General features: G+C 69.2%; 18 protein-coding genes and 2 pseudogenes. 12 read left to right on the forward strand and 8 right to left on the reverse strand.

Going from position 1 to position 19256, the window contains the following annotated elements; translation table 11 throughout:
• Positions 1-122: 122 nt before the first annotated feature.
• From pucL to AB0O21_RS26630, 5 genes are all read right to left on the reverse strand, one after another.
• On the reverse strand, positions 123-1046 hold the full coding sequence (gene pucL / locus AB0O21_RS26610; protein ID WP_365174869.1) for a factor-independent urate hydroxylase: 924 nt from the start codon (positions 1044-1046) through the stop codon (positions 123-125).
• Position 1047: 1 nt separating this feature from the next.
• Entirely contained in the window at positions 1048-1437 is a 390-nt protein-coding gene (gene uraH, locus AB0O21_RS26615) for a hydroxyisourate hydrolase (RefSeq protein ID WP_365174872.1), read from the reverse strand.
• A 2-nt stretch (positions 1438-1439) separates the two neighbouring features.
• Positions 1440-1958: a 2-oxo-4-hydroxy-4-carboxy-5-ureidoimidazoline decarboxylase gene (uraD, locus tag AB0O21_RS26620; RefSeq protein ID WP_365174875.1), complete on the reverse strand. Its 519-nt coding sequence runs from the start codon at positions 1956-1958 to the stop codon at positions 1440-1442.
• A gap of 154 nt (positions 1959-2112) precedes the next feature.
• A complete protein-coding gene (locus AB0O21_RS26625) occupies positions 2113-2511 on the reverse strand; it encodes a helix-turn-helix domain-containing protein (RefSeq protein ID WP_365174878.1) in 399 nt (132 codons plus the stop codon).
• Positions 2508-2759 (reverse strand): hypothetical protein, encoded by a 252-nt coding sequence (locus tag AB0O21_RS26630; RefSeq protein WP_365174881.1) that lies wholly within the window; start codon positions 2757-2759, stop codon positions 2508-2510. The genes AB0O21_RS26625 and AB0O21_RS26630 overlap by 4 nt, the downstream gene beginning before the upstream one ends.
• Positions 2760-2884: 125 nt before the next feature.
• Here AB0O21_RS26630 and AB0O21_RS26635 point away from each other — a divergent pair, with 125 nt between their 5' ends.
• From AB0O21_RS26635 to AB0O21_RS26650, 4 genes are all read left to right on the forward strand, one after another.
• Positions 2885-3718 (forward strand): TIM barrel protein, encoded by an 834-nt coding sequence (locus AB0O21_RS26635; protein ID WP_365174884.1) that lies wholly within the window; start codon positions 2885-2887, stop codon positions 3716-3718.
• 75 nt (positions 3719-3793) lie between these two features.
• Complete coding sequence (locus tag AB0O21_RS26640; RefSeq protein ID WP_365174887.1) at positions 3794-4684, forward strand: 2-hydroxy-3-oxopropionate reductase; 891 nt, start codon at positions 3794-3796, stop codon at positions 4682-4684.
• Between the two features lie 212 nt (positions 4685-4896).
• Positions 4897-6354, forward strand: a complete 1458-nt coding sequence (locus AB0O21_RS26645; RefSeq protein ID WP_365174890.1) for a catalase — start codon at positions 4897-4899, stop codon at positions 6352-6354.
• Positions 6355-6796: 442 nt separating this feature from the next.
• A complete protein-coding gene (locus tag AB0O21_RS26650) occupies positions 6797-7291 on the forward strand; it encodes an SMI1/KNR4 family protein (RefSeq protein ID WP_365174893.1) in 495 nt (164 codons plus the stop codon).
• 309 nt (positions 7292-7600) lie between these two features.
• On the opposite strand, the gene gcl is transcribed toward AB0O21_RS26650, so the two are convergent.
• Complete coding sequence (gene gcl, locus AB0O21_RS26655) at positions 7601-9388, reverse strand: glyoxylate carboligase (protein ID WP_365174895.1); 1788 nt, start codon at positions 9386-9388, stop codon at positions 7601-7603.
• Between the two features lie 256 nt (positions 9389-9644).
• Between gcl and AB0O21_RS26660 the strand changes: the two genes are divergently transcribed.
• The 4 genes from AB0O21_RS26660 to AB0O21_RS26675 all read left to right on the forward strand — a co-directional run bounded on the left by AB0O21_RS26660 (position 9645) and on the right by AB0O21_RS26675 (position 12364).
• Entirely contained in the window at positions 9645-10538 is an 894-nt protein-coding gene (locus tag AB0O21_RS26660) for a hypothetical protein (RefSeq protein WP_365174897.1), read from the forward strand.
• 143 nt (positions 10539-10681) lie between these two features.
• Entirely contained in the window at positions 10682-11170 is a 489-nt protein-coding gene (locus AB0O21_RS26665) for a glutathione peroxidase (RefSeq protein ID WP_365174898.1), read from the forward strand.
• A 97-nt stretch (positions 11171-11267) separates the two neighbouring features.
• The gene (locus AB0O21_RS26670; protein ID WP_365174900.1) at positions 11268-11651 is read left to right on the forward strand and encodes a hypothetical protein; all 384 of its coding nucleotides are present in this window, start codon (positions 11268-11270) and stop codon (positions 11649-11651) included.
• 119 nt (positions 11652-11770) lie between these two features.
• On the forward strand, positions 11771-12364 hold the full coding sequence (locus AB0O21_RS26675; protein WP_365174901.1) for a hypothetical protein: 594 nt from the start codon (positions 11771-11773) through the stop codon (positions 12362-12364).
• Between the two features lie 152 nt (positions 12365-12516).
• Here AB0O21_RS26675 and AB0O21_RS26680 read toward each other — a convergent pair whose 3' ends face one another.
• Positions 12517-14058: an AMP-binding protein gene (locus AB0O21_RS26680; RefSeq protein ID WP_365174902.1), complete on the reverse strand. Its 1542-nt coding sequence runs from the start codon at positions 14056-14058 to the stop codon at positions 12517-12519.
• A gap of 166 nt (positions 14059-14224) precedes the next feature.
• Positions 14225-15331: a winged helix DNA-binding domain-containing protein gene (locus tag AB0O21_RS26685; protein ID WP_365174903.1), complete on the reverse strand. Its 1107-nt coding sequence runs from the start codon at positions 15329-15331 to the stop codon at positions 14225-14227.
• A 146-nt stretch (positions 15332-15477) separates the two neighbouring features.
• Here AB0O21_RS26685 and AB0O21_RS26690 point away from each other — a divergent pair, with 146 nt between their 5' ends.
• The 4 genes and pseudogenes from AB0O21_RS26690 to AB0O21_RS26705 all read left to right on the forward strand — a co-directional run.
• A complete protein-coding gene (locus tag AB0O21_RS26690) occupies positions 15478-16644 on the forward strand; it encodes a magnesium and cobalt transport protein CorA (RefSeq protein ID WP_365174906.1) in 1167 nt (388 codons plus the stop codon).
• 603 nt (positions 16645-17247) lie between these two features.
• Entirely contained in the window at positions 17248-17640 is a 393-nt protein-coding gene (locus tag AB0O21_RS26695; RefSeq protein WP_365174908.1) for a hypothetical protein, read from the forward strand.
• 5 nt (positions 17641-17645) lie between these two features.
• Positions 17646-18053: pseudogene (locus tag AB0O21_RS26700) on the forward strand (nucleotidyl transferase AbiEii/AbiGii toxin family protein); the annotation flags it as partial.
• Between the two features lie 49 nt (positions 18054-18102).
• Positions 18103-19239, forward strand: a pseudogene (locus AB0O21_RS26705) (lantibiotic dehydratase family protein); the annotation flags it as partial.
• Positions 19240-19256 lie beyond the last annotated feature (17 nt).

Below are 19256 nucleotides of genomic sequence, written 5' to 3' on the forward strand. Positions count from 1 at the left end.
CAGCTGACAGTACTGCCGCCCCATATGTTGCGTCCGGGTGCCGATTCATGAGGGTGAAGAGTGTCGCGGTCCCGGGGCCACTGCGGAGCCCCGGGACACACGTGCCGAGCTTCGACCGGCCCCTAGAGGTTGGTCATGTCCACAGGAATCCGGGCGTCGACGCCGTCACGGAGGACCGTGGCCTCGATGAGACCGTACGGACGGTCCGCGGCGAAGTACACCTCGTTGTCGTTCTTGAGGCCGAACGGCTCAAGGTCGACCAGGAAGTGGTGCTTGTTCGGGAGCGAGAAGCGGACCTCGTCGATCTCCGAACGGTGGTTGATGATGCGCGAACCCATCTGGTACAGGGTCTGCTGCAGCGAGAGGGAGTAGGTCTCCGCGAAGGCCTGAAGCATGTGCTTCTTGGTCTCGGCGTAGGACTTCTCCCAGTTGGGCATCCGCTGCTCGTCGTCCGACCAGTTGAAGCGCCAGCGACCCGACACCTGGGTGGCCAGGATGCGGTCGTACGCCTCCTGCAGGGTCGTGTACTTGTCCTTCACGTAACCCCAGAACTCGGAGTTCGTGGAGTTCATGACGATCAGGTCCTTGAGGCCGGAGATGACCTCCCAGTTCTGACCGTCGTACGTGATCTGGGTGACGCGGGTCTCCATGCCCTTGCGGACGAAGGAGTGGTTCACCTCATCGGCGCCGATGAACTTGGAGTTGGCGTCGGACGTGGCGATCCGGTCCCAGGCGTACTCTTCGATCCGGATGCGCGCGCGCTTGATCGGCTCCTGGCTGTTGACGAACCAGCGCGCCAGGTGGATGCCGAACTGCTCGGCGGACTCGATGCCGTACTCCTTGGCGAAGGCGTACACCGTGTTCTTGGTGGTGTCCGTCGGCAGGCAGTTGGCGTTCGAGCCGTTGTAGTGGACGTCGTCCATGTCGCCGGAGAGGGCGACCGAGACGTTCAGGTCCTTGATGTGGTGGGTGTCGCCGTCCCGCGTGATCTTGACGACGCGGTTCTCTGCTTTGCCGTACTGGTTCTGGCCCAGAATCGTGGCCATGCTAGCTCCCTCGGTAAACGGAGTAGCCGAACGGGTTGAGCAGCAGCGGTACGTGGTAGTGCTCGCCCGGGTTCACCGCGAACGTGATGGTGACCTCGGGGAAGAACGTAGCGCTGTCCCTTACGCGGGGGGCGTCCTGCTGCGCCTCGGCTTGCTTCTTTGCGAAGTACGTCTCGGTCTCGAAGTCGAGACGCACGTGTGTGGTGCCCTCCGGCAGCGCCGGCAGGTCCTTGCAGCGCCCGTCCGCATCGGTGGCGGAGCCGCCCAGGGCCGCCCACTCGCCGTCGAGACCCGTACGGGCCGACAGGGAGATGGCGACGCCCTCGGCGGGCTTGCCGATGCTGGTGTCCAGGATGTGCGTGGACACCGACGCGGTGGTTGCGGTGCTCATGCTCACGCTCCTTCTTCTGCGAGTTCTACGAGTCGGGTCAGGCGGATCTTGTTGATCTTGACGAGCTCGCCGCGGGCGATCTCTCGCTCCTGCTCCGGCGAGTTGTCGATCCGGACCTTGACCGCGTCCCGCATGAACTCACCGGTCGCACCGGTGGCGCAGATGAGGAAGACGTGGCCGAACTTGTCCTGGTAGGCCAGGTTCAGTTCGAGGAGCTCGTTCTTGAGCTCCTCCGAGGCACCGGCCATGCCGCGCTGCTCGCGGGCGGAGGTCGGGTCTCCCGGCTTCGGCCGGCCGATCGGCGCGTGGCCTCCCATGGCCTCGCCGAGGTCATCCGCGGTGAGCTCCGCCATGGCGGCCTCGTTCGCGGTGAAGAGGGACTCGGCGGTGGCGAAGGGGCGCTGGGCGAGCATCTTGCTCCCCCATGCCGAACTGGCGCACACCTCGTGCAGCTCGGCCGTGGCCGCGCTGTCGTCCAAGGCGTTGAACCGGGTGAGACCCGGGGTCGGACTCGAAGTCACGGTAGGCCTCCGTGGCCTGTTGTTGCTTTGACGGGCTCCGCATAGCTAACGCTGTCCACAACACGGCGTCAACACTTTGTTGAAACTTCCCGTACACAAAAGCCGCCGCCCGGGTGAATTGGGCGGCGGCTCGTCACTGTGGGTCAGATCGCTCTCACTCTTGGCTGCTCTTGTTCGACTTCGCCGAAGTGTTCGCGTCCCGGTTCAGGTAGTTGTAAACCGTGAAGCGGCTTACACCCAGTGCGCCCGCGACCGTCTCCACACCGTGCCGCACGGAGAAGGCGCCCCGCGCCTCCAGTATGCGTACGACGTCCTGCTTGGACTTCCGGTCGAGCTGTGACAACGGTACGCCGTGCCGGCGCTCCAGGGCGGCCAGGATGTGGTCCAGCGAGTCCGAGAGCTGGGGCAGGCGTACGGCGAGCAGCTCCTGGCCCTCCCAGGCGAGCACGACGTCGTCGGGCTGGGCCAGCGCCGGATCCATCAGCTCGCCGCCCATGGCGTCGATCAGCGGCTTGACCGCGGCGACGAAGGGGTGGTCGCGGGGTTCGGTCATGGGTTCTCCTCCCCGATCACGCTGACCTGGAGCGAGACGCGCGTGGCACCGGCCTCCAGGGAGTCGCGCAGCAGCGCGCCCACGGCGGCCAGGACGCTGTCGGCACCGCCCTCGGCGGTGTTGCCGAACGGACCAACGTCCACCGCGTCCAATTGGGCCTTCTGGATGACCTCTCGGGCCGCCACGGCGTGGGCAGGGGCCTCTTCGAGGTCGAAGGGCTCGGTCGTGAACTCCACTCTCAATCGCACGCGGTCAAGCTACCTCCCGGTCACGTTTTTTCGGGAGTCCGCACTTGACATCCGCGCGCAAGCCCATGCAGTCTTCCATCAAGCAGAAACTAACTTCCGCAATACGGAAGGAGCGCACACCCCTCATGGGATACACGGACCAGCGCTTCGATGTAAACCTTTCGATCCTCTTCACGGAACTCCCGCTCCTGGAGCGCCCCGCGGCTGCCGCCGCGGCGGGCTTCACGGCGGTCGAGCTGTGGTGGCCCTGGATCGAGACCCCCACCCCCGCCCAGGAAGAGCTGGACGCCCTCAAGAAGGCTCTTGAGGACGCCGGCACGCAGCTGGTGGGCCTGAACTTCTACGCCGGCCAGCTGCCGGGCCCGGACCGCGGTGCGGTCTCGGTTCCCGGTGAGGAGTCGGAGCGCTTCAACGCCAACATCAACGTGGCGGCGGACTTCGCCGCCTCGGTCGGCTGCAAGGCGCTGAACGCCCTGTACGGCAACCGCGTCGAAGGCGTGGACCCGGCCGTCCAGGACGAGCTCGCCCTGAAGAACCTGGTCGTCGCGGCCCAGGCCGCGGACCGCGTCGGCGCGATCCTCCTGATCGAGACCCTCAACAAGCCCGAGTCGCCGCTCTACCCGCTGGTGAGCGCCCCGGCCGGCATCGAGGTAGTGGACAAGGTGAACGAGGCCACCGGCCTCGGCAACGCCAAGTTCCTGCTCGACCTGTACCACCTGGCGATGAACGATGAGGACCTCTCGGAGGTCATCGAAAAGTACGCCGCCAAGACCGGTCACGTCCAGATCGCGGACAAGCCCGGACGCGGTGCCCCCGGCACCGGCGAGCTGCCCCTCGAGGAGCTGCTCGACCAGCTGAAGAAGGCCGGATACGAGGGCTACGTAGGCCTGGAGTACAAGGCCGCCGACGCTGCCGCCTCCTTCGAGTGGCTGCCGGCCGAGGCCCGCGCCGCGAAGTAAGCGGACAAAGTCCGGGCGATCAGCCAGGCACGTCACGCACTTTTCGTACGAAGCATTAAGAGAAGGACCCTCATCATGAGCAACCTCCCCAAGATCGCGTGGATCGGTCTCGGCATCATGGGCTCCCCCATGGCCGAGAACCTCCTGAAGGCCGGCTACTCGGTCACCGGTTTCACCCTGGAGCAGGACAAGCTGGACCGCCTGGCCGCCGCCGGCGGCTCGGCCGCCGGCTCGATCGCCGAGGCCGTCGCGGACGCCGACGTCATCATCACGATGGTGCCCGCCTCCCCGCAGGTCGAGGCCATCTCCTACGGTGAGAACGGCATCCTCGAGAACGCCAAGTCCGGCGCGCTGATCATCGACATGTCGTCGATCACCCCGCAGACCTCCATCGACCTGGCGAAGAACGCTGCCGAGAAGGGCATCCGCGTCATCGACGCGCCCGTCTCCGGCGGCGAGGCCGGCGCCATCGAGGCCGTCCTGTCGATCATGGTGGGTGGCGAGCAGGCCGACTTCGACGAGGCCCTCCCGGTCCTCGAGGCCCTCGGCAAGGTCATCGTCCTGTGCGGCCCGCACGGCTCCGGCCAGACGGTCAAGGCCGCCAACCAGCTCATCGTCGCGGTGAACATCCAGGCGTGCGCCGAGGCCGTCGTCTTCCTCGAGAAGTCCGGCGTGAACCTCGAAGCCGCTCTGGACGTGCTCAACGGCGGTCTGGCCGGCTCCACGGTCCTGACCCGCAAGAAGGCCAACTTCCTGAACCGCGACTTCAAGCCCGGTTTCCGGATCGACCTGCACCACAAGGACATGGGCATCGTCACCGACGCCGCCCGCAACGTCGGTGCGGCCCTGCCGGTCGGCGCGGTCGTCGCCCAGCTGGTCGCCTCGCTGCGCGCCCAGGGTGACGGTGGCCTGGACCACTCCGCGCTGCTCCGCGCGGTCGAGCGCCTTTCCGGCGCCCAGCTCTGATCTCGCAGAGCACCCCTCCCCCTAGGGGGACCTGAGTTTCCGGATGGTGCCGGTGCTGACACCTGTCCTGTCGCGCCCAAGCGCCGGCACCGTCCGGATTACCTCTCTCCCATCTTTGTTCAACAAACTGTTGACGTTTAGTTCCCGCCGAAATTAGGCTCCGCATGGCGGAAGGTACTTTCCGTCAGCAGTTACCCGTACGGAAGGTCACCATGTCGAAGCGCACGCTGACGACCGAGTCCGGCGCCCCGGTCGCCGACAACCAGAACTCCGCCACCGCCGGCGTCGGTGGCCCGCTCCTGGTCCAGGACCAGCAGCTGATCGAGAAGCTTGCCCGCTTCAACCGTGAGCGCATCCCGGAGCGCGTGGTGCACGCCCGCGGCTCGGCCGCGTACGGCTACTTCGAGGTGACCGACGACGTCACCGCGTACACCAGCGCCGCGTTCCTGAACACGGTCGGCAAGAAGACCGAGACCTTCCTGCGGTTCTCCACCGTCGCCGACTCGCTGGGTGGCGCGGACGCGGTCCGCGACCCGCGCGGCTTCGCGCTGAAGTTCTACACCGAAGAGGGCAACTACGACCTCGTCGGCAACAACACCCCGGTGTTCTTCATCAAGGACCCGATCAAGTTCCCCGACTTCATCCACTCCCAGAAGCGCGACCCCTTCACGGGCAAGCAGGAGCCGGACAACGTCTGGGACTTCTGGGCGCACGCCCCCGAGGCGACGCACCAGATCACCTGGCTCATGGGTGACCGCGGTATCCCGGCGTCGTACCGTCACATGAACGGCTACGGCTCCCACACGTACCAGTGGACCAACGAGTCCGGCGAGGCCTTCTTCGTCAAGTACCACTTCAAGACGAACCAGGGCATCCGCTCCCTCTCGGGCGAGCAGGCCGCCGAGATCGTCGGTTCGGACCCGAACTCGCACCAGACCGACCTGCTGCAGGCCATCGAGCGCGGTGTGAACCCCTCGTGGACCCTGTACGTGCAGATCATGCCCGCCGCCGAGGCCGCGGACTACCGCTTCAACCCGTTCGACCTCACCAAGGTGTGGCCGCACGCGGACTACCCGCTGCAGCGCGTGGGCCGTCTGGTCCTCGACCGCAACCCGGACAACGTCTTCGCCGAGGTCGAGCAGTCCGCCTTCTCCCCGAACAACTTCGTCCCGGGCATCACCGCCTCGCCGGACAAGATGCTCCAGGGCCGTCTGTTCGCGTACGCCGACGCCCAGCGCTACCGCCTCGGTGTGAACCACACCCTGCTGCCGGTCAACGCCCCGAAGGCGACGAAGGCCGAGAACTACGGCCGCGACGGTGTCATGGCGCTGCGCAACGGCTCGCGCCACGACAAGAACTACGAGCCCAACTCGTACCAGGGTCCGGCCGAGACCGGCCTGGCGCTCGGCGCCCCGAAGGCCGTCTCCGGCTACACGGGCACCCACGCCGCCCCGGCCCACACCAAGGACGACGACTTCTTCCAGGCCGGTGAGCTCTACCGCCTGATGTCGGAGGCCGAGAAGCAGCGTCTGGTGGCGAACATCGCCGGCGGCCTGTCTCAGGTCACCCTCGAGGACGTCATCGAGAAGAACCTGGCTCACTTCCACGCCGCCGACGCCGACTACGGCAAGCGCGTCGAGGAGGCCGTTCGCGCCCTGCGCGACGCCTGAGAGCCGCACAGCTGTACCGGGGGCCTGACGGGAGGTCAGGCCCCGGGTACCGAGCCCGACCCGCTTACCCGGATGAGGGGTGGTACGCGGTGAGGGCAGGACGAGGACCGTGGCGAGCGTGCGAGCCAGTGCGGTGGTAATGGGTTCCGAGGCCCGTCTCTTGACCTGAGGGAGACGAAGCCGGAGTTCTCGTCGCCGTTCGCCACGGTCCCAGCCACTCCTCTTCCCGTACAGGGGCTACGCACAGAGCCCCCTGCACGGGACTGAGGAGCCTCCTACTCCGCCCGGCGGTGCGAACGTCCTGTCGCGCCAGCCTCGCACTGTCGGGCGGTACCAACCAGAGAGCCGAGTCACGGACGGTCCCGTGACTCGGCTCTTTGCCGTTCCCGGTCCGCCCAGTCCGCCCATGAGGGTGTCAGACGGGTCTGGCAGGCTCCGGTCCATGACGGACGATCTCATCGACATCGACGTACAGACACCGAAGCGCCGCATCACCGATCCGGCAGAGGCTCTGGCTGCGCTTGAGCGCGCCGTCCCCGGCCTGGCCGACCACCGCCGGCCGGCACCGGCCCCTCTCGACTGGGCGTTGGTCGAGGAGAGCCTGGGCACCACCCTGCCGTCCGACTACAAGCACCTCGCCGAGCGGTACGCGTCGTTCGTCATCGGCGACTACTTCCATGTGGGCCTGCCCGAGCCGGGCGGGGAGCAACTCTGGCTCCGCGGCCTTCTGCCATGGGCGGATTCCCACAACGGTGACCAGTCCGTGTGGAGTACGGCCGGCGAGACCCCGCAGCAATGGTTCGTCACCGTGGCGGGTCGCGGCGGAGCCTGGTGGCACTACGAGGGTGGGGCGGTGCAGTTCCTGGCCGAACTCTGCGACGGCACAGTGGAACCCTGGGGCCTGTGTCTCTTCGACCCCGAGGTGACGCCCTGCTGAGGCCATCCAGGAAGCCCGCTGGGCGGGGCCGGAGGGCCTGGGGTGCCACGGGCGCCCGCGGGCCCGGAGGAGGCCCCTGAGGGGCTGTTCCGGGCGCTGCCGAGCGGCCCCCGGGGCGACCCCGGCTCCAGGGCCACCCCAGGCCGCGCGAACGGCACTGGTCGGGCCACCGGCACCGGCCCCGCACCCCCACGGCACCCGCTGCGCACGAACGACAGCGGCCCCCGTCCCTCCCGGAGGAGGAGCGGGGGCCGCTGTCTACTGCGTACTACGGGTACTACGGGTACTACGGGTACTACGGGCGACCGATCAGACCTGGAGGGACTTGATCGCGGTCGGGGCGTGGCCCGGCTCGGTCGCGAGCTCTTCGAACTCGGTGACGTCGCTCATGTCGACCGTCTTGCTCATCGCGATGTTGGTGACGCGCTCCAGGATGGCCTCGACGACGACCGGGACCTGGTACTCCGCGGCCCACTTCTTGGCCTGCTCGAACGCCTCGCCCAGCTTGTCCGGGTCGGTGACGCGGATGGCCTTGACGCCCAGGCCCTCGGCGACCTTGACGTGGTCGACGCCGTAGACGCCGATCTCCGGGGTGTTGATGTTCTCGAACTCGAGGTTGACCTCGAAGTTGATGCCGAGGCCGCCCTGCGCCTGGCGGATCAGACCCAGGTACGCGTTGTTCACGAGGACGTGGACGTAGGGGACCTTGTGCTGGGCGGCGACCGCCAGCTCCTCGATCATGAACTGGAAGTCGTAGTCGCCGGAGAGGGCGACGACCGGGACCTCGGGCTGCGCGGTGGCGGCACCGATGGCGGCCGGGATGGTCCAGCCGAGCGGGCCGGCCTGGCCGCAGTTGACCCAGTGGCGCGGCTTGTAGACGTGCAGGAACTGCGCGGCCGCGATCTGGGAGAGACCGATGGTGGTGACGTAGCGGGTCTCGGGACCGAACGCCTTGTTCATCTCCTCGTAGACGCGCTGCGGCTTCAGGGGGATGTTGTCGAAGTGCGTACGGCGCTGCAGGGTGGCCTTGCGCTCCTGCGCCGAGGCGGTCCAGGCGGAGAAGTCCGGCAGCTTGCCCTCGGCCTTGAGCTCCTTGGCGATCTCGATGAAGAGCTCGAGCGCGACCTTGGCGTCGGAGGCGATGCCGAAGTCCGGGGCGAAGATCTTGCCCAGCTGGGTGGGCTCGATGTCGACGTGGACGAACTTGCGGCCCTTGGTGTAGGCGTCCAGGTTGTAACCGGTGTGACGGTTCGCCCAGCGGTTACCGATACCGATGACGGTGTCCGACTCGAGGAAGGTCGCGTTACCGTAGCGGTGGGCGGTCTGCACACCGACCATGCCGGCGGCCAGCTCGTGGTCGTCCGGGATGACGCCCCAGCCCATCAGGGTGGAGATGACCGGGACGTTGACCAGCTCGGCGAACTCGACCAGCAGGTCGGAGGCGTCGGCGTTGATGATGCCGCCACCGGCGACGATCAGCGGGCGCTCGGCCTCCAGCAGGAACTGGAGGGCCTTCGCGGCCTGGGCACGGCTGGCCTGCGGCTTGTAGACCGGCAGCGGGGTGTAGGTCTCGGGGTCGAACTCGATCTCGGTCAGCTGGACGTCGATCGGCAGGTCGATGAGGACCGGGCCCGGACGGCCGGAGCGCATCAGGTGGAAGGCCTGCTGGAAGACACCGGGGACCTGAGCGGCCTCCAGGACCGTGGTGGCGGCCTTGGTGACGGGCTTGGCGATCGAGGCGATGTCGATGGCCTGGAAGTCCTCCTTGTGGAGCTTCGAGACCGGAGCCTGACCGGTGATGCACAGGATCGGGATGGAGTCCGCGATGGCGGAGTACAGACCGGTGATCATGTCGGTGCCGGCCGGGCCCGAGGTACCGATGCAGACGCCGATGTTGCCGGCCTTGGCGCGGGTGTAACCCTCCGCCATGTGCGAGGCACCCTCGACGTGGCGGGCCAGCGTGTGAGCGATGCCGCCCACGTTCTTGAGCTCGCGGTAGAACGGGTTGATCGCAGCACCGGGCACGCCGAACGCTTGTTCGACACCCTCAAGCTTGAGGATCTCAACTGCAGCGGCGGCGGCTGTCATACGAGGCATCAGGTTCTCCTGCGGGTGTGGCGGTCAGGCTTTTCCGTCATCCGGAAGTTTTGTTCTGCTATACGGAACAAGCTAAGCGGCGGGTCCCCGGACGTCAAGGCGGTTGGGGACCCCGGAAGCCACCAAAAGCCACATCTCGCTCGGTGACTTACACAAATGACCAAGCCGATGACCGGAAATGACGCGCCACTCGCCCCGGCGGTCGCCGGTGGTGGAGCATGGACGTACGCACAGCGACGGAGGGGGTCCAGGTCTCATGGCGGAAGCGGTACCGGTGCGCTGCCCGGCGTGCCTGCGCGAGAACGGCTACACCGCCCCGGTCTTCCCGTGCGCCTGCGGGAGCCCGGTCAATCCGCCGCTGGACCTGGCGGCGCCCCCGCAGCCGCTGACCCACCGCACCTGGTCGGACAGCTGGGTGGCGGTGCGGTGCGAGTCCTGCGGCCGGGAGAGCGAGTGGCCGCATCCGGAGCTGGGGTGCGGATCGTGCGGCACGGTGGTGCGGCTGCCGGTGCACCCGGTGGGGGCCGGGGCGGCGGCCGGGCCGGATCGGCGCGCCGGTGGGGCGGAGGGCGCGGCGGATGCGACCGCGGACGCGCCCCCGCACCCGGAGGACGGCGGAGACGGGCAGCGGCCGACACCACACGGATCACCACAGGCGCCGTCGCCACACTCCCAGTCTCCATCGCCGCAGGCGCCGTCACCACGGGCTGCGTCGCCGACACCGTCGCCGCAGGCACCATCACCCCAGCCCACGCCGGTGCCGCGCCCCGCCTTCCGCCCGGTGACCATCCGTACGGCCCGGGACGCGGTGGCCACGGCCGCGCTGTACCTGCGCTGGCTCGGCTTCCAGGACGTACGCCAGCCCGACGGCCGTCCGATCCCCTCCGCGGCCGTGGACCTGCGGGCACCGGGCCTCGTCGCCCAGGTGGACCCGACCACCGCCCCGGCGGGGCTGCGGGCGGTGGAGTGCGTCTGGCTGAACGGACTCACCGCCTCCGCGACGAGCGTCTACTTCGCGCTCGCCGGATACACGGAGGCCGCCCGCGCCCGCGCGGACGATCTGGGGATACCGCTGTTCGTCATGGACCTCACGGGCATGCCGCAGCCGGTGAACGACCCGGCCGACGAACTGATCGGCTCGGGCGCTTAGCCTTTCCCTTCGAGTACTTCGAGCGAGTGCGTCGAGTGAGTCCTTCGATCGCGCCCTTCGAGCGAAGTACGAAGTACTTCGAGCGCTCCCGTCCGAGCGCTCCCCCCGAGCCTTTGCCTGCCCTTCCCGCCGAGGAGAGCCTGATGAGCCTGTACGACATTCCGCTGACCACCCTGAACGACGAGCCCACCACCCTCGGGGCCCACAAGGGCAAGGCGATCCTGCTGGTGAACACCGCCTCGCAGTGCGGGCTCACCCCGCAGTACTCGGGGCTCGCCCGTCTGCAGTTCAAGTACGAGGCGAAGGGCTTCACCGTCATCGGCGTGCCCTGCAACCAGTTCGGCGGGCAGGAGCCCGGCAACGCCGAGGACATCCAGACGTTCTGCGCGGCCGGCTTCGGCGTGACCTTCCCGATGCTGGAGAAGTCCGAGGTCAACGGGGAGAACCGGCACCCGCTCTACCAGGAGCTGGTGAAGGTCGCGGACGCGGACGGCGAGGCGGGCGACATCCAGTGGAACTTCGAGAAGTTCCTGATCTCCCCCGCCGGCGAGGTCGTGGCGCGCTTCCGCCCGCGCACCGAGCCCGAGGCCGACGAGGTCATCGCGGCGATCGAGGCGCAGCTGCCGGCCTGACCGGGAGTACGCGAAGGGGCCCGGGCCGTCTTCGGCCCGGGCCCCGGCGGTTTCCGACGGGCCGCCGACAACGGGTAGTACGAGGAGGAAGCAGTCCGTGTCCGATCCGTTCAACATGTCCGGGCCGAGTTCCGCGCAGCAGCCGGTCCCCCCTCCTGCGGCGGGCGGGAACGCGGCGGCGCTGGATGCGGAGATAGCGCGACAAGGGGTCCGCATGGCGGCGTACGAGCTGGGCGCGGTGCTGTCGGGCTCGACGGTGGCAGCGCAGCTGGGCATCAACATGTACGCCTCGGCGCAGACAGAGGAGAGCGCCAGTGCCGGTGAAGCGCTGGGGCGGGCGGTGAGCGAGGGAATCCTCGCGGCCGCGACGGCTCCCCTGCTGTATGCGGGGCTGGTGGCTCTGGCGGCGTGTGCGGGGTTCGGGTTCGCGGCGCACACGAACCGGGTGAAGTTGATGCAGCGGCGCATGGGAGTGCGCTGAGGGCGCGTGAGGGCCCGGTCTGCGGCGCCTGAAGGCCCGATAGGCAGCGGTGCCGGGCGGAGCGGCGAAGCCTGATGTGGCGCTGTGACGAGATCCGGCCATATGGCGCAGTACGAGTCATGAGCCTGGTGGAACTGATCGCCCGTGCGGACGAGCGTGCGCTTGCCGCGAGCGCCGTCGCCTGCGTGGACCGCTGCATGCCCCTCCTCGAAGGCGTCGAAGGCCTCGGCCTGGACGTCGACGAATCGGTACTGCGCCCCCTCTGGGTCGCCGTCGAGGGAGGTGACCGCTGGCTCGGCCGACTGCGCGCCGCCGGCATCCGGGTGCGCCGGGTCACTCCGGACTGCGAACTCGCCGAGTACGCGATGCGGCTGGTCGAGCACATCCCCGCGACCTACTGCGCGGACGCCCTCCGCGCCTGGGCCGACGAGTGCTCGACCGTACTGCTCGGCATCCACCAGCTGCTGGACGGCGCTCCGGCCGTCGACGAGGCGCGCATCCAGGCGTACCGCGCTGGTGACACCGAGGGCGTCCGCCCCCTCACCCTCGGTGAACAGCGCCGCCAGGCGGCCCTGCTGGAGATGCTCGCCGACGAATCGGGCTCGGGCCTGCGCGGCGCGCTCGCCCTGTCCAACGAGGGCAAGCGGGTCCTGCGCGCGGCGGTGTCGCGCCGCAACAGGACGATCGGGGCGTCGGCGGACACGCAGGGCTGACCCACAGGGCCGACCCGCAGGGCCGACCCGCAGGGCTGACCCACAGGGCGGACCCGCAGGGCAGGACTCGCGAGCCTGCGGCTCGAGCTCGCGGACGATCGCCGGATGCGGCCGCACGTACCCGCATCCGGCTCACTTACATGCGGTGACCGTCAGTTGATCTGCCGGTCGAGGCCGGTCCAGTACGGTTCGCGGAGCTTGAACTTCTGGATCTTGCCCGTGGCCGTGCGCGGGATGACCTCGCGGAACTCGACGCTCGTCGGAGCCTTGTAGCCGGCCATGCGCTCCTTGCAGTGGGCGATGATGTCGGCCTCCTGCGCCGTGGCTCCCTCGGCGAGGACCACGAGGGCCTTGATCGTCTCGCCCCACTTCTCGTGAGGCACGCCGATGACCGCGACCTCGGCGACCGCCGGGTGGCTGAAGATCGTGTCCTCCACCTCGATCGACGAGACGTTCTCGCCCCCGGTGATGATCACGTCCTTCTTCCGGTCGGAGAGCGTCAGGTGCCCGTCGGCCTCGTCCAGCGTGCCGCCGTCGCCGGTGTGGAACCAGCCGCCCTCGAGCGCCGCCTCCGTCTCCTCCGGCTTGTCCCAGTAGCTCTCGAGCACGACGTTCGACCGCGCCAGCACCTCGCCGGACCCGGAGACCTTCAGCTTGACGCCGAGCGCGGGCAGCCCCGCGCGGGACAGCTTGCGCGCCCGCTCCTCGGCCGGCAGCCCTTCGTCGCCGGGCCGGGTCCGGTTGAAGGTGAGCAGGGGCGAGGTCTCGGTCAGACCGTAGATCTGGGTGAACTCCCAGCCCAGCTCCTCGCCCATCCGCTGGATCGTCCTGCTCGGCGGGGGCGCGCCGGCGCAGACGACCCGTACCCGGTCGCGGCCCGGGATCTCGCCCTCCCAGGTCGCCGCGGCATCGAGCACGGCGTTCCACACCGCGGGCGCGCCGCACATGAGCGTGACGCCGTGCTCGTCGACCCGCCGCAGGATCTCGGCGCCGTCGACCTTGCGCAGTACGACCTGCTTCACGCCGAGGCCGGCCATCACGTACGGCATTCCCCAGCCGTTGCAGTGGAACATCGGCAGCGTGTGCATGTAGACGTCGCGCTCCCACACGCGGGTGTGCAGTCCGAAGGTCAGACCGTTGACCCAGATGTTGCGGTGGGTCAGCTGCACGCCCTTGGGGCGGGCGGTGGTGCCCGACGTGTAGTTGATCGTTGCGGTGGCGTCCTCGTCCGGGTTCGACCACGGGCGCGGCTCGACGCCGAAGCGCATGAGCTCGGCCTCGGTCCGTGCGCCGAGGACGAACCGGTGGCGCGCCTTGACGCCGGCGAGGGCCTCGTCCAGCTCCGGGTCGACGAGCAGGACCGAGGCCCCGCTCTGCCGCACCACGTACTCGATCTCCTCGGGCTTGAGGCGGAAGTTGACCGGCACGCAGATCCGGCCGCTCATCGGCACCGCGAACAGGAGCTCCAGCAGCCGCGTCGAATTGTGGCTGACCACCGCCACCCGCTCGCCCTCCCCGACACCGAGCCGGTCGAAACCGGCCTGCCAGGCCCGGACCCGCTCACCCAGTCGTCCGTACGTCGACACGGGCACGGGCGGAGCGGGCTGGTCCGGCTCGTCGACCACGCCGGGGCTGGAGGAGAACCCCAGCTCGGCCCGGTCGAGGAAGTCCGCGACGGTCATCGGAATCCGCATTGCTCTCTCCTGGAATCGGGACGACTACAAGGAAACGACCGACACCTGATCTCGCCCCGCCCGGGGCACCCTCACCCCTCACCCCGCACCCCTCACCCCACTGAGCACTCTCGGTCGTCATGGCAGGCATCGTGCCGCGTCCGGTGCACGGACCACCAGGCCGCCGTCAGCCGCGGATTGACCCGAAGCGCACACCTCCGGCTCCGCCCCCTCCCCCCATCCCCTCGATCATCGACTCCCCCTCGGCGACGACCTCCGCCCGCCGCGCCCTGGACAGCTTCCCGTCGAACAGCTCGACGGTGAGCAGGCCCCCGTCCAGCTTCCACAGCCCGGCGAGGAACCCGTCGACGAGGAGCACGCAGTGGGCCTGGTTCCCCGTCCAGCTCCGCCCCCTCCCCTCCGGGGTGATCACTCGACTGCGGTCGGCGTGCGAGAGCAGCAGGTTGTCGAACTCGGGAAGGAAGCGGGGCGGCGCCGGAGTGTCCGCCTCGGGCCGGGGAGCGTCGGGCAGGTCGAAGAGCTCCACACCGTTCTCGTCCCGGAAGACGGCCAGGCCGGGCCGCAGCCGCTCGAAGGCCTCGCGCAGCCGGGTGAGCCCGGCCCAGGTCTGCATGTCCTTGACGGAGGCGGGGCCGAAGGCGGCGAGGTAGCGCAGCACGACGTCGTCCACGGACTGCGACCCGGGGGCGGACCGGCCGAGCCAGTTCTCAGTGGTGGTGAGCCTGACCTGCCCACTGCGCCCCCACACCCCGCGCGGCGTGACCTGCACCAGCGGCAGCCGGCAGCGGGCAGCGACGGACAGGGACTGCGGGTCGGCGTCGGGCCACTCCTTGAGCAGCTCCTCACGGATCTCGGCCATGGTGCGCGGCTCGTCCTCGACGAACGCCCGAGCCCGCGCGGCCAGCCGCTCCAGGTCCACCCCGACGAGCCCCTTGCGGAAGTAGTTGACCTCCCTGTCCCGGGCCGGCTGGACGAGCGGGCGCAGGGTCAGGGCGTCGTCCGCCGTGTGGGTGTGGATGGTGGACCGCATGGTGACCATCCGGACCACCTCCCGGGACTCCATGAGCCCGGCCAGCTCGGCGGGCCGGAACCCGGCGAGGCGGGCGTGGAGCTGGAAGTACGGGGGCTTCACGTTCTGCGCCTGCAACCCGACGAGGTGCGCGACGGCGTCCCGCGCGGACATCTCGGCGCGGCTCAGCAGCAGCTGACGGGCGAGCGTGGCACGGTTCAGAGCGCGGGTACCGAGTACGGGAAGTGCTGTCCTGGAGGCCATAAGAGCAAGCTAACCTCCTTTGCGGACACCTTCTGTCCGCAACTCAACCCAACCCCACCGGAACCCCACTCACTCACCCACCCCCCATTCCCCCTATATCCTGCCCATTGCCCATAAACACACGTTCGACCGGGAGCTGACCTGCGATGTCGGAGCGCCCAGACCGCCGCCCCTCGCCGCCCGCCGTGAAGCGGGCCGGTTGGCGCCGCCCCGCCTCGCCGCCCTCCGCTCCCCCGTCGGGACCGCCGGCCTCCGCACAGCCCGCGCCACCGCCACCCACTCCCCCGAACCACCGCAGCGTGATCGACTCTGCCGTCTACCGCGACGGCCTCCGCGTCGCCTCTCCCACCACCCTGGCCGACACTTTCCGCCGGCTGCGCGAGGAACCCGACGGCATGGCCTGGATCGGCCTGCACCGCCCGACCGAACCCGAACTCCACTCCCTCGCAGCGGAGTTCAACCTCCACGAACTCGCCGTCGAGGACGCCCTGGAAGCCCACCAGCGCCCCAAGCTGGAGCGGTACGGGGACACCCTCTTCGTCGTCCTGCGCGCGGCCCGCTACCTGGACGCCCAGGAGGAGGTCGACTTCGGCGAACTCCACGTCTTCGTGGGCCCGGACTTCCTGATCACGGTCCGCCACGGCGGCGCCCCGGACCTCTCCACCGTCCGCCACCGCATGGAAGAGACCCCGGAACTCCTCTCCCTGGGCCCCGAGGCCGCCCTGTACGCGATCCTCGACGCGGTCGTCGACGGCTACGCCCCCGTAGTAGAGGGCGTCCAGACCGACATCGACGAGATCGAGACGGAGGTCTTCCGCGGAGACCCGGCGGTCTCCCGCCGCATCTACGAACTCTCCCGAGAAATGGTCGAGTTCCAACGCGCCACCCGCCCCCTGGTCGGCATGCTCCACGGGCTGATGGCGGGCTTCGCCAAGTACGGCACGGACGAGGAACTCCAGCGCTACCTCCGCGACGTCGCCGACCACGTCACCCACACCAGCGAACGCGTCGACGGCTTCCGCCAGGCCCTCACGGAAATCCTGACGGTCAACGCCACTCTGGTCTCCCAACAACAGAACGCCGAAATGCGCGCCCTGGCAGAGGCCGGCTTCGAACAGAACGAGGAGATCAAGAAGATCTCCTCCTGGGCCGCCATCCTCTTTGCACCCACGTTGGTCGGCACCATCTACGGCATGAACTTCGAGCAGATGCCTGAGCTGAGTTGGAGCTTCGGATACCCCTTCGCGGTCGGCTTGATGGGCGTGGTCTGCGTAAGTTTGTACGTGATTTTCAAGCGTCGGGACTGGCTCTAGGGGTCGACCGGCTCCACCCACGCAGCGTACATAGTTTGCTGTTGCATCTCCGGAATGGGTGCTCATATGGGGCGCTGGGGAGTCTCTGGGGAGAATCGGCTGACGACCCAGGTCTTGCGTCTGCGGCTTCGGCCCTGTCCCGCTTTCCTGGTCAACAACTCACCGTGGCCCTTGCTGCACCCGCAACGGATCACAGAGAGTGACATTGCTGCTGACCGGAGGCACCATCGGCCCGCTCTGTACGCCTCCCGATGCCGGCGCTGAACCGCCCGCCACCCACCGCCCGCGAAGGCCGCCGACGTCAGCATGTGTGCCGGAGTGGTCTGCTACCCGATGGTGTCCCGCCGAGGACACCATCGGTGGCGGTCGTCGATGCAAGGCCGGATGAAGCGGGAAGTGCTGGTGGTGACGAGTGGTGTTCAGGTCAACCCAGCGTCTTCGCGTCCAGGTCTCATACACAAGCGGCCGACAGCCCGCGCCTCCTGCTGAGGGCAAGAACGGGCTGCGACAGCCGGCGCACCGCCGCGGTCCACCGCTGCTTACTCCGGGCGCGGGCTCGCACATCGTGGCCCGCATCACTTCTGCGGCCGCCATAATGGAGACATGTCCTCCAGCCCACAGCATCCTGCACCCGCGCCGAGGGACCTCTCCGGCGCGGAAGCCGAGGACCTCGCGCTGTACCGGGAGAAGTTCCGGCGCCGTCTGCCGAAATCTCTGGACGAGCTGCATGGGCCGGCGCAGGGTGTCGTAGAGCTGCCGCTGCACCTGGCCTGGTCGGAGATGACCTCGTACGACCTGGGCAAACCTCGCCAGCGCATGGGCCTGTACCGCACCGTCCTGCACGAGGGCCTGCATGGCGACCTGCCCCTCTACCTCAATCAGGATCTGCTCCTCCAGCTGTGGCCCGTGCTGCGCACCCTCGTCGGTCGCACCGTGCGCACCGTGTGGGAGGACGCCTTCCCCCAGCTCGCCTCCCGCACCCGGGCAGCCGCGTGACGGACATGCCGGAGCTGCACACGCGGCTCCTGGCGGATGTGATTGCCCTCGGCTCGCCGTATCCCTTGGTCCTCACCGGCGGGTACGCCGTGAGGGCGCACCGCCTCGTGAACCGTCCCAGCCAGGACCTCGCTGTCGCCACGGAGAACCCGGCGCCCATGGCCGACATCGCGGCCGCAGTCTGTCGCGGCCTCGAGGCCCAGGGCTGGAAAGTGCAGGCGCTGGAAACTGCCCCGCTGTCCGCTCGCTTCACCGTGACCGACCCGGTCACCGGGCAGGACTGTGAAGTCGACATCCTGAAGGAAATCTTCTGGCGGCCCGTCTCCCAGAGCCCGTACGGGCCCGTCCTGGCGGAGGAGGACGTGATCGGGACCAAGGTTCGCGCCCTCGCCGACCGCGGAGCGCCCCGCGACCGCCGCACAGCAGGACCTCGTCCCCGGGCACGACGGCCGCTCCTACCAGGCCGACACGGCGCTGCACCTGGACGATCCCGTCCTGAACGCGTCCATCGGCGAGGCGGCGGCCGAGGCCGTCGGCGTCCTGGTGCGCCTGAGCGCCGCCCACGGCAGGCGCAACCACCTCACGCGCTACCGCGAGGAGTTCACCGAACGCTATGGCGAGGGCACCCGCATCCCGGTGCTCGGTCTGCTCAGCCCCGACACCGGGCTCGACGCCCCACCGACCTACACCAACCCGCCGCGCAGCATCGAACTGCCGGCGGCGACGCCCGAGCACACCGCCCGACTGGACGCCCTGCTCGTCGAGTTCGCCCAGCAGGCCTGGTGGGACAGGTCCTTCGAGGTCGAGCTGACCGACGCCTGGCTGGAGCGCCTCGCCCCGCGCGGGCCGGTGCCCGACCCGCCGCCCGCCATGGAGGTCTACCTCCAGCTGCACGCCGCCGACCGCGCCGCCCTCGACCGGGGGGACTGGCGGGCCGTGCTGCGCTACGACAGCCTCACCTACGGTGGCCGCACCTTCGGGCGCTTCAGCGAGCTGCTGGGCGAGTCCACCTCCGAGCGGCTGCGCGGATACGCCCGCGCCGAGGAGGCGCTCTTCCCCGACGTCGCCTACGCGGAGCTCGCGTTCCTGCCCCCGTACGGCCGTGCGGCCAACATCACCCTGCGCCCCGCCGTCCGGCCGTACGAGATCCCCGTCAACACCGCGCCGTCCGTCGGCCCGGACCAGGTCCTCCCGCTCGACGACATCCTCGTCGGCGTCAACGGGGACCGGTTCCACCTGTGGTCCCGGAAACTCGACCGGGAGGTCGTGGTCGCCCAGCACCACATGCTCAGCCCGACGATGGCACCGAACGTGGCCCGGTTCCTGCTCGAGGCCTCCCAGGACGGCTGCGTCATGCCCTCCGGCTTCCACTGGGGCCCCGCCGAAGCGGCCCCCTTCCTGCCGCGCGTCACCCGCGGGCAGATCGTCCTGCGCCCCGCGCAGTGGCGGCTCACCGCAGGACCCGCGACCACGGACACCGCGGACGCGCACGGCGGGGCCGGTCTCGCGGCACCCGCAGCCGGCCCACCGTCCGCGCACCCGCTCGACGACCTCGACGGCTGGCGCCGCCGCTGGAACGTGCCCCGCCACGTCTATCTCGTCGAATCCGACCAACG

Origin of the sequence: Streptomyces sp. NPDC091371 (assembly GCF_040684275.1) — a bacterium.
GTDB lineage: Bacteria > Actinomycetota > Actinomycetes > Streptomycetales > Streptomycetaceae > Streptomyces.